Origin of the sequence: Empedobacter sp. UBA5528 (genome assembly GCF_002426075.1) — a bacterium.
GTDB classification, from domain to species: Bacteria; Bacteroidota; Bacteroidia; order Flavobacteriales; family Weeksellaceae; genus Empedobacter; species Empedobacter falsenii_B.
On the sequence record NZ_DINY01000013.1, the window covers coordinates 1 to 12,720 of the forward strand.

General features: G+C 30.7%; 10 protein-coding genes and 1 pseudogene. 6 read left to right on the plus strand and 5 right to left on the minus strand.

All coding sequences use genetic code 11. The features are described from left to right. Positions 1 to 160: 160 nt before the first annotated feature. Together B4L98_RS14740 and folK are read right to left on the minus strand one after the other, a co-directional pair. Positions 161 to 957, minus strand: a pseudogene (locus B4L98_RS14740) (IS982 family transposase). A 136-nt stretch (positions 958 to 1,093) separates the two neighbouring features. Next, positions 1,094 to 1,480, minus strand: coding sequence for a 2-amino-4-hydroxy-6-hydroxymethyldihydropteridine diphosphokinase (gene folK, locus B4L98_RS03380; RefSeq protein WP_291059225.1), 387 nt, complete (start codon positions 1,478 to 1,480; stop codon positions 1,094 to 1,096). 49 nt (positions 1,481 to 1,529) lie between these two features. Here folK and sppA point away from each other — a divergent pair, with 49 nt between their 5' ends. The 6 genes from sppA (at position 1,530) to rodA (ending at position 9,359) form a co-directional block, all read left to right on the plus strand. Then, positions 1,530 to 3,299 carry a signal peptide peptidase SppA gene (gene sppA / locus B4L98_RS03385; RefSeq protein WP_291059227.1) on the plus strand — a complete coding sequence of 590 codons (1,770 nt, stop codon included), beginning with the start codon at positions 1,530 to 1,532 and terminating at the stop codon, positions 3,297 to 3,299. A 168-nt stretch (positions 3,300 to 3,467) separates the two neighbouring features. Then, the gene (locus tag B4L98_RS03390) at positions 3,468 to 4,493 is read left to right on the plus strand and encodes a rod shape-determining protein (protein WP_019975837.1); all 1,026 of its coding nucleotides are present in this window, start codon (positions 3,468 to 3,470) and stop codon (positions 4,491 to 4,493) included. A 14-nt stretch (positions 4,494 to 4,507) separates the two neighbouring features. After that, positions 4,508 to 5,359, plus strand: a complete 852-nt coding sequence (gene mreC / locus B4L98_RS03395) for a rod shape-determining protein MreC (protein WP_291048797.1) — start codon at positions 4,508 to 4,510, stop codon at positions 5,357 to 5,359. Next, complete coding sequence (mreD, locus tag B4L98_RS03400; RefSeq protein ID WP_291048795.1) at positions 5,349 to 5,864, plus strand: rod shape-determining protein MreD; 516 nt, start codon at positions 5,349 to 5,351, stop codon at positions 5,862 to 5,864. Before mreC ends, mreD begins: the two co-directional genes overlap by 11 nt. Continuing rightward, positions 5,861 to 7,846 carry a peptidoglycan D,D-transpeptidase FtsI family protein gene (locus tag B4L98_RS03405; RefSeq protein WP_291048792.1) on the plus strand — a complete coding sequence of 662 codons (1,986 nt, stop codon included), beginning with the start codon at positions 5,861 to 5,863 and terminating at the stop codon, positions 7,844 to 7,846. The genes mreD and B4L98_RS03405 overlap by 4 nt, the downstream gene beginning before the upstream one ends. Beyond that, positions 7,815 to 9,359: a rod shape-determining protein RodA gene (rodA, locus tag B4L98_RS03410; RefSeq protein WP_291048789.1), complete on the plus strand. Its 1,545-nt coding sequence runs from the start codon at positions 7,815 to 7,817 to the stop codon at positions 9,357 to 9,359. Before B4L98_RS03405 ends, rodA begins: the two co-directional genes overlap by 32 nt. Positions 9,360 to 9,417: 58 nt before the next feature. On the opposite strand, the gene B4L98_RS03415 is transcribed toward rodA, so the two are convergent. The 3 genes from B4L98_RS03415 to clpX form a co-directional block, all read right to left on the minus strand. Further along, positions 9,418 to 10,713, minus strand: a complete 1,296-nt coding sequence (locus B4L98_RS03415; RefSeq protein ID WP_291059229.1) for a TlpA family protein disulfide reductase — start codon at positions 10,711 to 10,713, stop codon at positions 9,418 to 9,420. Positions 10,714 to 10,769: 56 nt separating this feature from the next. Next, complete coding sequence (locus B4L98_RS03420) at positions 10,770 to 10,907, minus strand: hypothetical protein (protein ID WP_286494681.1); 138 nt, start codon at positions 10,905 to 10,907, stop codon at positions 10,770 to 10,772. Between the two features lie 598 nt (positions 10,908 to 11,505). After that, positions 11,506 to 12,654 carry an ATP-dependent Clp protease ATP-binding subunit ClpX gene (clpX, locus tag B4L98_RS03425; protein WP_291077535.1) on the minus strand — a complete coding sequence of 383 codons (1,149 nt, stop codon included), beginning with the start codon at positions 12,652 to 12,654 and terminating at the stop codon, positions 11,506 to 11,508. Positions 12,655 to 12,720 lie beyond the last annotated feature (66 nt).

A 12,720-nucleotide genomic window follows, 5' to 3' on the forward strand; every position in this document is an offset into this window, starting at 1 on the left:
TTTGACGAGAAAAGCTCTTTTTTACCGCATGAAATGATTAGACTTTTTGCTTTTCTTACCAAAAAGAAAAGTAAAATGGATACTTTTGAGTTAACTATTCGGGAGAAATTGCACAAAGCGAAACTCATTTATTCAATATAGTTAATACCCGTTGTACATTTTAAATAATTTGGGTTTTTAGCTTATTAATATTTNNNNGTAAGTGCAGTAATTTTAGCTAGAATTCTGGTTTTAAACCCCTCAAAAGTCTTTGTATAATTACGTCTAATCATAAATTAATCGCATAGTTGAGAAAATAAAGTTTCAATTCTTTTTCGGTACTTTTTGAAGAGATAAAACTGAGGTTTATACTCTTTTTGATTGGATCTTTTCGCTGTTTCTAATCAAATATTAGCTTCATTAAATAAGTCAATTTGAATTGTTTGTAACAAATAATCTCTGTCATCAAGTAGTATTCAATATGATAGTTGAGATTTTATATATTTCAAAAAATGAAAATCATGAACAGATGCAGGACTAATATCAATACTCTGGAAAACACCTATTAAAGAACAAACAGCATAAATTTTATAGCCTTAAAAAGACATTTGCTGAGAAGCACAAAAACCTCTATTTAGTACACTATACTGATATTCCTTTCAAATTTTTAAGCGATTAATTCTTGCTATTTTACACACTTCAAATGGTATACTATCAACGATAAAACAATTTTCAAATTCATTAAATTCTTTCGCTAATTTGAGTTGAATACTATTAATTTTCGCTGATAATCTCCCTTAAGTACTACGATTGTAAATACTTCGCTCAATTTTACAACTTACGCTTTAGGAATATTCCGAAATGAATTATTTTCACTATCAATACCCATAAATTCAGTAGTTAAGAAAAGACTTATGAGTTTTAAATCAAATGTTTAGGTCTTCTACATTGATAAATTAAAAGTTTATCTTAGGATATTTTTCATAGAATTTCCAATATTCTTTTATAATTTGCAAGTAAGTTATTCATTGTGAATTTTTTGTTGTAAAAACAATTTACAAATTTTCAATCAAATGAACAACTTTATTATTTAATAATCAAAATGCAGAACAGGCTAAAAATATAAACTTTTAATAAAATCTCTAGAATAATTTTGAGGATGAGGAATTTTCAAATAATTGCAATTAACTAAAACTTTATTATAGAATAATATATCAATATCTATTAAACGATCAACGTAACTCTCATTTTCTTTGGGTTTAAAATAGATTCTTCCCATTTTTTGTTCAATATCTTTAATTTTTTTCAAAATCTCAAATGGAGAATAACTTGTATTAATTTCTATTTTTTGATTTAAGAATAAATTAGGTGTAGTAAATCCTTCAGCCTTATTTTCAAGAATATTAGATTCTTTTTTTATTTCGCCTACCTCTTTGTTTATAAGGTTTTTAGCTGATTCTAAATTATTTTTTTTGTCACCTAAGTTTGTACCAAGTAACAAAATGACTATATTTTGCGACATATAGAGCAAAAGTAATAATAAATTAAAAATGAAAAACTTTTTCGGGAGAGTATTCTCAACAATCATAGGAAATCTATTAACGATTAGTGTATTTGTCATACTACTTTTCGTGTTGATATTTGTTTCAGCATTATCTGCTCCAACAAAAAGTGTGAAAGATGGTTCTGTTTTAGAAATTTCGTTGGAAGATCCAATTATGGAAAGTGATATGGATCGTTCCGTTTCTATTTTTGATATGTCAGAAAGTCCAAATGTTTTTTTACAAGATATTATTCATTCAATTGAAGAAGCGAAGAATGATGATAAAATAAAAGGAATTAGTCTGAAATTGGATAAATTTTCTGGTGGAGCTACGCAAGCGACTGATATTCGTAATGCACTAGAAGATTTTAAGAAATCTGGAAAATTTGTGTATTCATATTCTAATTCAGGAAGTCAGCTGTCATATTATATAAGTAGTGTGTCTGATAAAATTTATCAAAATCCTTTGGGAGGAACTTTATTACAAGGTTTAAGTTCTAATATTATGTTCTTCAAGAATGCAGGAGATAAATATGGTGTAGATTTTCAGGTGATTCGTCACGGACAATTTAAGAGTGCAGTAGAGCCTTATATGAGAACAAATATGTCTGATGAGAATCGATTACAATTGTCAGAATTATTGAATGATGTGTGGGGTAATGTTTCAAACTCGATTACAAAATCGCGTAAAATTTCTCCTGAACAATTCACTACAGTAACAGATAGTTTGTATGCTTTCATCCCAGAAACAGGAAAAGAAAATAAGATTTATGATGTATTGGCACAAGAAAATGAATATCAAAAAATGTTATTCACAAAACTTGGTCTGAAAGAAGAAAAATCAAAAACTGATTTTGAAGTTCTTGAAAAACATACCATAAAAGTAGAAGATTATTTTGAAACCTTATCAGATAAATCTGAAAAAGATAAAATTGCAGTCTTATATGCATCTGGAACAATTTCTGAAGGGGATGGTTTTGATGGTATTCAATCGAAGACTTATGTGGATGCGATTCGCAAAATCAGTCAAAACGATAAAATCAAAGCTTTAGTTTTACGTGTAAATTCTCCTGGAGGTAGCGCAAATGCATCAGAAGAAATTTTATATGAATTGATGCAATTGAAAACAAAAATGCCAATCGTAGTTTCTTTTGGTGATGTTGCAGCATCTGGTGGATATTACATTGCACAAGCTTCTGACAAAATTTATGCACAACCAAATACAATTACTGGTTCGATTGGAGTTTTCGGAATGATCCCAAATGCGCAAAAATTATTCAATAATTTCGGATTAGATTTTGATGAAGTAAAAACGAATGCAAATGCAGATCAGTTAAAATCTTTGACAACACCATTATCACCAACAGCAAAAAATACGATGCAAAAATCAATCGTATTGATTTATGGAAAATTCGTAAACCACGTTGCTACAAATAGAAAGTTAACGTACGAGCAAGTTGACAAAATAGGAGAAGGACGTGTTTGGTCTGGAACTCGCGCAAAACAAATTGGTTTGGTAGATGATTTTGGAAGTTTAGATACAGCGATAAAAGAAGCAGCTAAATTGGCTAAAATAGAAAAATATTCGACAGAAAATTATCCAAAAAGAAAAGATTCTTTTGAAGAATTTATGGATAATCTTCAAGGAAAAAATACTGAGGCAGCAATTGCAAAAGAATTAGGTTCGGACGGAATCCGAATTTACAAAGAAATAAAGATGATGAATGAGCAAAAAGGTGATCAAGTTAGGCTACCTTACGATATTCAAATTCAATAAAAATCATAAAAAAGGGTTAAAATATTTTTAACCCTTTTTTATTGTTAAAATCTTACTATTTTAGTAAAAATATTTAGTTGATAATAAAATTAAATTCTCTTTTATAATCATCTAAATTTATTATACTTTTGTACATTCATTTTTAATAATACTGAGACATAATCAACGATGGGATTATTTGATTTTTTCACGCAAGAAATTGCGATTGACCTGGGGACTGCTAACACTTTAATTATTCATAATAATAAAGTTGTAGTAGATAGTCCATCTATCGTCGCTATACATAGAAGAACAAATAAAGTTATTGCTGTTGGAGAACAAGCAAAACACATGCAAGGTAAAACGCATGATGATATAAAAACAATTCGTCCTTTAAAAGACGGAGTAATTGCAGATTTTGAAGCTTCAGAATTTATGTTGACAGAGTTCATCAAGAAAATTCCTGGAATTCAAGGGAAGTTATTTTCACCTTCATTACGAATGGTGATTTGTATTCCTTCTGGAATTACAGAAGTTGAGAAACGTGCTGTAAAAGATTCTTGTGCACGCGTTAACGCAAAAGATGTTCGTCTTATTTACGAACCAATGGCTGCTGCGATAGGTGTTGGAATTGATATCACTCAACCTAAAGGTAACATGATTATTGATATAGGTGGTGGTACTACAGAAATTGCCGTTGTTGCATTAGGTGGTATTGTTTGTGACAAATCTGTGAAAATTGCAGGTGATGTTTTTACAAATGATATTGCATATTACTTAAGAACCCATCATAATTTATATATCGGAGAAAGAACTGCTGAACGTGTTAAAATTGAAGTTGGAGCTGCTGTAGAAGAACTAGAGCATGCACCAGAGGATATGCCAGTACAAGGACGTGATTTGATTACAGGAAAACCAAAAGAAATTACTGTAAATTACCGCGAAATTGCACGTGCATTAGACAAATCAATTTTACGCATTGAAGATGGTGTAATGGAAACGTTATCTCAAACTCCTCCAGAATTAGCTGCTGATATTTACAACACTGGTATCTATATGGCTGGTGGTGGAGCTATGTTGAGAGGTTTAGATCAACGTATTTCTAAAAAAACAGGTTTACCAGTTTTCTTGGCTGATGATCCTTTACGTGCTGTTGTTCGTGGAACTGGTATTGCACTTAAAAATATTGATAAATTCACTTTCTTAATGAAATAGAAGAGTAAAGAGCAATGCAATATATTCTGAATGCGATTAGAAGAAATGGAATGCTATTAATTTTTGTCTTTTTAGAGTTAATTGCGTTGTTTCTTGTCTTTAAGAAAAATATTTATCACGAAACTATTCTTGCCTCTGCAAGCACATCGTTTACAGGTTATGTGGATGATAAAATTGCAAAGGTGACAAACTTTATTCATTTACCGAGTACCAATAAAGATTTGATGGACGAAAATGCCTTTTTGCGTGAGCAATTGGTGCATTTAGGTATTAAAGATGCGAAAACTAAAAAGTTTTACAAATCGGATACCTTAGGTTATCATCAAACGTATTCTTTTGTACCTGCAGAGATTGTAAATAACTCGATTATCAAAACGCAAAACCTTTTGATGATTGATAAAGGAACAAATGATGGAATAGAAAAAGGTGACGGAATCATTACAAATAATGGTGTAATTGGTATTGTAACTTTTGCTGGGAAAAATTATTCTCGTGCAATTTCGTTGTTAAACAAGGATATCAATATCAATGCACGTATCAAAGGAAATCAATATTTTGGGACAGTGAAATGGGATGGAAAAGATCCTCGTTATGTTCAGTTATATGAAATTCCGAAATACATCGAAGTGAAAAAAGGAGATATTATCGAAACAGATGGTAAATCACCAGTTTTCCCAGAAGGAATTATTATAGGTAAAGTTGTAAGTAAAGGAATTGATGAAACGGGAGAAATGAAAGTTCAAGTAAGATTGAAACAAGATTTCGCCAATTTAGCTCAAGCTTATGTGGTCACAAACCTTAATAAAGTTGAAATTCAACAAGTAGAAAAATCAGATACAATAACAAGTCCACAGAATGTTCAATAAAGATTTTTTAATCAATATTATCAAGATTATCGTTTTAGCTTTGTTACAAGTTTTTGTGTTCAATCACATCAACTTTTTAGGAAGTTATCAACCATATATCTATATTGTATTTGTATTATTTTATCCGCCTTATCAAAATAAATATGCCTTACTAATCTTATCATTTATGTTAGGATTAATGATAGATATTTTCGAATACACAGGAGGAATTCATGCTTTTGCATTAACACTTATCGCATTTCTTAGAAATCCAATCATCAAACTTTTGGCAGGAAAACAAGATTACGAAATGGAATTTTTCTCTTTCAATTCGTTCAGTTTTGCGCAATGGTTGTTTTATTTGATTATTCTAATTCTTGCACATCATATTATTTTATTACTTCTTGAGAATTTTAAACCATCAGGAATTGGATCTTTGATGCTAAAAGCATTAATCAATTCGGGAATAACTTTTGTGTTTGTCTTTATTTATAAAATTTTATTTAAAAATAAAGTTGGAGTATGAAAAAGTTGATGGTTGTTTATGCACTCATCCTGTTTATAGTGTTTCTATTTATAGGACGTTTGGCGTATTTGCAATTATTTACAGATCGTTATACGTTAAATGCATTTAATACTTCGATCAAACAAGAAATTATTTATCCTAATCGTGGTGATATTCTTGATCGAAACGGAAAATTGTTGGTGAGTAACACATATTCGTACGAATTAGACGTTATTCCAGGGAAATTAATTGACAGTTATGGAGAATATATGAATGGTTTTGATAAACCTAAATTCTCTAAAATGATTGGAATTTCTACACAACAATTTGATTCTATTTTAGATAAAATTGTTACCGCAAAAGATTATAAAAAATTATCGCCTTATCCATTCTTAAAAAATATTTCGCGAGAGAATTTTGCTCGTATGCAAGAACAATTGTACTTGTATCCTGCATTTAGCATTATCAAACGTCCCGAGCGTAAATATATGGTAAATTCTGCCGGAAATATACTGGGCTATATAAACGAAGCCAATCAATCTTATATCAAAACAGATTCTACCTATTATCAACCTGGAGATTTGGTTGGTATTGCTGGTGTCGAGAAATCGTATGAAAAAGATTTGCGAGGAATAAAAGGTGTAAAAAACTGGATTGTAGACCGAACAATGAATGTTGTTGGTCCATATAAAAACGGAGATTATGATCGACCTGTAAAAAGTGGGAAAACAGTTCATTTGACAATTGATTATCGTTTGCAAGAATTGGCAGAACAAATGCTTCAAAATAAACGTGGGGCAATTGTCGCACTTGATCCTAATAATGGTGAAATTTTGGCTTTAGCATCCGCACCTACAATTAATCCAAACGATTATTTGAATACAAAGTTGAGAAGTGCATTAATCAACGATTCTATTGCTCGTCCAACTTATGATAGAGCTTTACAAGGAACTTATCCTCCTGGTTCTACATTCAAAATGGTAACGGCTTTGGCTGGTTTACAAATGGGAACGATGACAGAAAAAACAACATATGTTTGTAAACATGGTTTCCGTTATGGACGTATGCATATTGGTTGTCACTGTGGAATGTATTATACGCCGCAAGGTTTAGAACATGCAATTGGAAAATCATGTAATAATTATTTTTCTGAAGCTTATCGTGATATTGTTCGTAAAGATCCAAATGATTATAGTGTCGGAATTAACGAATGGGCTTCCATTTTGAATAGTTTCGGATTAGGAAAATTTATGGGAACAGATTTACCGGTTGGTAGCAAAGGTCTTATTCCGACAGCTGAGTTTTACGACAATCGCTTTGGAGAAGGTGTTTGGAATCCTTACCGTATTATTTTCAATGGTATGGGACAAGGAGATATTAATACAACTCCGCTGCAAATGGCAAATTATACAGCAATTATTGCCAACAAAGGATTTTTCTATACACCGCATATTGTACATAGTATTGATGGAAAACCATTGACGGATTCTACTTATATGGTGAAAAAAAATACATTGGTTGATCCAAAACATTTTGACATCATTCAACGCGGAATGCGTAATGTATTTACAATGGGTACAGCTCGTAGTTTTGATACAAGTTCTTTTGTACAATTTGGTAAAACTGGAACTTCTCAGAACTCTCATGGACAAGATCACTCATTATTTGTATTGTTTGCTCCAGCAGATAAACCAAAAATTGCGATTGCTGCAATTGTAGAAAATGGTTCTTGGGGTACAACTTATGCTGGACCAATGGCGAGTTTGATCGCAGAATTATACGTAACGGATACAATAAAACGACCTGCGTTAGTGCAACGTATGAAAAATGGTAATCTACAAGGCGAATATCGTCGTCAATGGATAGATTATCTAAAAAGAAAAGGATTATACGTAGAACCTGTAAAAAAGGATTCTATCGGAAATAAAATAGATAGTTTAAAATTTAAAAAAGATTCAACAAAACTAAAACATGAGCCAAAGCAGATTACTAAAAGGAATTGATTGGATTGTACTGATCCTAGGGTTTCTGATAGTAACTTTCGGGATTATGAATGTGTATAGTGTCAATCCAGATTTAGGTGTAAAACAGCTAATTTGGTTTGGACTTGGAATGGTGATGATATTGATTTTGATAATTGCGAGCGGAAACAACCGTAATTTTTTCGAAATTTATAGTCCTGTTTTTTATATCATTTCCCTCGTTTTGCTCGTCGGAGTTTTGATTGTTGGAAAGGAAATTAATGGAGCAAAAGCGTGGTATCGTTTTGGACCTCTGAGTTTGCAACCAGCCGAATTTGCGAAGATTGGTACAGCTTTGTTGATTGCTAATTTTATCAATCATTCAAACGCAAATCTAAAAGACTTAGGTTTTATAGGAAAAATATTGTTGATTATCGCAATACCAGTAGTTTTAATTCTTTTACAACCCGATTTAGGTTCAGTAATTATTTTCTGTTCATTAAGTATTGCCTTGTACAGAGAAGGACTTAATCCATGGATAATTTTAGCACCAATCATATTATTAATCATTTTCTTGATTTCGATTGTACAAATTCCTTTTTACGTTTTATTAGTTTTTGGATTTATAATTCTTACAATAGCTTTATTAATTTTAGCTTTCAATTATAATCAGAATGTAGTTGATGCGATGCATGGTGTTTTAATCGGCTTATCAATTTTCTTTTTATTATTGATTGGAATTTGTTATTTGGTTGAAGATTTATCTGAAGAAACACGCGAATCTTTCGGACATTTATTTCCAATGCGTTCCTTATTTTTCTCAGAACCAATATTTTTTAATACAACTTTCTTTGGATTGATAGGATTCTTTATATCAATTATTCCAGTTTTAATTTTAAAATTAACCGAACAAAAAGAAATTAATGATTCACCATTCAAAACACAATCTGGATTAGCTGCAAATGTTCTGAATTTTAGTATTATTGCGTCTATTGTGTTGTTATTATTTGCAAGCACGGTTAGTTTTATTTCTCCGATCATTTTTGAGAAATTACCCAAACACCAAAAAGAGCGTGTGATGGTTTTGTACGAAGGAGAAGCAAAGTATCGTGATACTTCGGGATATAATTTATTGTATGCAAAAACAGCGATTGGTTCGGGCGAATTATATGGAAAAGGTTACAATCAAGGAACTATTAAAAAAGGAAGGTTTGTACCAGAACAACAAACCGATTACATTTTTACAACAGTAGGAGAAGAGTGGGGATTCATTGGTAGTACAGCCTTGGTGATTGTTTATGCAGTTTTCGTAGGGCGATTATTTTTCTTAGCCGAAATCCAAAAAAATAGATTTGCACGATTTTATGGATATGCAGTCGCCTCTATTTTATTTTTCCACTTTTTTATCAATATCGCAATGGTGATTGGGCTTTTCCCAACGGTTGGTATTCCGTTACCATTTTTCAGCTACGGAGGAAGTTCGTTATGGGGATTCACTATTCTGATCGGAATTTTCCTAATCATTCATTACAAGAACAGTCAAGGATTTATTTAGAATAATAATTCAATAGAATAAAAAAGCTACATTGATTTTCAATGTAGCTTTTTCGTTATTATTTCGATACTTCTAACTCAGAAATATGATGAACTTTCTTAATTAATTTATTGTCTTTATCAACCAAAATTAGAGTAGGAGTAGATTCTATTCCATATTCTGCCGCGATTGGCGAATCCCATCTCAAAAGATCAGTATAATTGTACCAAGGTAATTCTTTCGTAGCATTGTTAAACGCTGTTTGATCATAGTCTAAAGAAATAGCAACAATTTCTCCACCTTTTGATTTGAAGTTCTTGTAAAACTCTTTAATGTGCGGGATTTCTTGTTGACAAGCAGGACACCAAGAAGCCCAGAAAACAATTAATTTTTGATCTTCTTTGATATCATATAATGATTTTTTCCCATTAACAGGTTGAGGAAAAGTGATATTAGGAACTTTACTTCCCACTTGCATAGAAGCGCTTTTTTCCACTTTCTTTTTCAATTGATCTGTTACATTAGAAGTCAAACTTTTTACTTTATCTACATATTTTTTATGAAAATTTGCATATTCTTTTTCAGGAACAAAGTTTAAGATAGTTGTCAATACATTTTGACCTCTTGTCGTTTTGATATCTGTTTTAGCCAAAATTTCGTCTGTAGCAGCAATTAAATTCCCTTCTACATCTTGATTGTTTGCAGCAGCTAATTTTCCATTAATATAAGCAAAAACTAAATCATTAAACATTCCAGATTGCTCCAATCGTATATCATCTTTTACAAAATGATTCACAATTTCATTTAGCGTTTCAGCATCTTTATTTGTTTGAGCTTTTTGTTTCAAATCATTCAACTCATTAATATAGGTAATTAATGGCGAAAAATTTTCGTTACGTTTCAACTCTTTTATACGCTTATCTTCTTTTACCATTGCTGTATAAAATTCATCAGTTGGTTTATACATTTGCATTAAATAAGGAAAAACCTGGTTCTGAATTTCATTTAATGGTTGAAGTGCTAAAACTTTATTGTATTCCTTTTGTGTATTTCCCTCAAAAATTTCAAGTTTAGTAGATATTTCTTGCCCACTAACCGTTTTGAATTTTAGATTTTTGTTATCAGTTAATAACGAAAGATTTTCACCTGTTGGCAAATCAATACGTACAAAACCATTGTATTCTTTTGGAACTTTTACAGAAAAATTTCCGTTGTTATCAGTAATCGCATTGTTGATTAATTTCATTTCGGCATTGTCGAAAATTTTAACCAAAACAGGTTTATTTGCATAATTTTCTATTTGCCCAGAAACATTAAACTGCCCAAAGACAGAACTTCCTAAAACAACAAGCGGCAGTATAAATTTATTTTTCATAGTTTGTTTGATATAAAAAAACCTCAATCTATTGATTGAGGTTTAAAAGTATGAATTTATTTTTTAATTATTAGTCTTTGTTCATATGAATCTATTCCTGCAATTGTTACAGCTGTAACAATTAAAAAAGGTGCATAATCATGAATAGATACTTTTCTAATACCATCCCTATTTCCTGTATTATCTCCGTTCATATTACAATTTTTCCAATCTGAATAAAGGATTTGTAGGTTGGGCGTTAACAGATACATTAATAATGAAAACAAATAAAAAAAACAAGTTAATTTTCAATAATTTTTTCATAGCTAGTTTTATTTGTTAATGGTTTTCTTCGTTAAAGTTTCACCACCTTAATATACAATCTTAACCAAATATAAGGTTGGAATATTATTAATATTTAAATTATAATCTGTATTTGTAGAAATATTGTTTTATAAAATATTTGACGTCCAATTAAATTAAAAATTGAAATATTAGCGGTTGTATTACTTTGCTCAAATTTAACAAAATGACCTCCATTATTTCAATATAAATAGTAGCTTATTTAAATCATTTATATCTAGTGTTTTTGGTGATTGATTCCAATAGAATTCTAAGCGATTATTAATTTTATCGTCAGCTATTTTTTATATATTTATATTGTGTAGAATCACTATAGACCTAAGCAAGTGTGACTAAAGCAAGTAGATTCTTTTTCATAAATTATGTTATTTTTGGTAGGTTTCTATTAAATTAAATAATAATTTTATTACAAATATAAAAATATTTATTAATAAGTTACTATTCAACAGATTATATTATAACTTTTTCTGGTAAATCTTTAATGTTATACATTAAATCAGTAAAGATTTCTTCCGTAACTGCTCGTAATCCTCGAGCTCCTAAACCCAGTTCATTGGCACGGTCTACAATTCTATTTAGGGTTTCGTCCGTCACTACAAGCTCTTTTCCGTCTAGGGCAAAAAGTTTTGTATATTGTTTCATTAGAGAGTTTTTTGGTTCTGTCAAAATAGCTCTCATCGCTTCTTTATCTAATGCTTTAAGATACGTAATAATTGGTAAACGTCCAATTAATTCTGGAATGATACCAAAGTTTTTCAAATCTTGTGCATTTACTTCATCCAAAAGATTTTCGATTTCTTTGTGATCCTCATTCTTGAAACCAATTACGTGTTTCTTCAAACGATCTGCAATGTGTTTTTCTATTCCAGAAAAAGCTCCACCAGCCACAAATAAAATATCTTTTGTATTAACTTCTATAAATTTTTGATCAGGATGCTTACGTCCTCCTTTTGGTGGCACGTTAACAATAGTTCCTTCCAAAATTTTAAGCAAAGCTTGTTGTCCACCTTCTCCAGAAACGTCACGTGTAATAGATGGATTGTCACTTTTACGTGCAATTTTATCTACTTCATCAATAAATACGATTCCTTTTTCGGCAAGCTCTACATTGTAATCAGCAGATTGTAAAAGACGCGTCAAAATACTTTCTACATCTTCTCCTACATATCCAGCTTCTGTAAGTACAGTTGCATCAACTATTGCAAACGGAACATTTAATAACTTAGCAATTGTTTTAGCTAATAATGTTTTTCCACTTCCTGTTTCTCCAACTAAAATTACGTTCGATTTATCAATCTCTACATCATTTTCTTTGTCTAGTAATATTCTTTTGTAATGGTTGTATACGGCAACCGACAATATTTTTTTTGCCTGGTCTTGACCAATCACGTAATCATCTAAAAACTCTTTAATTTCTTTCGGAGATTTTAGCGTTAATGGTTTTATCAAATCGTTATTTTCGTTAAATTTCGATTCTTCTAAAACTATACCATGAGCTTGTTCTATGCAATTATCACAAATATTACCGTCGATTCCAGACACTAAAATATTTACTTCGTTTCTGCTTTTTCCGCAAAAAGAGCACTTATTTTCTTCCAATTTTCTATACTTAATTAAGATGCAAAGGTATTTATTTTCTTTTAGATAGAAAATATTTATTTGTTA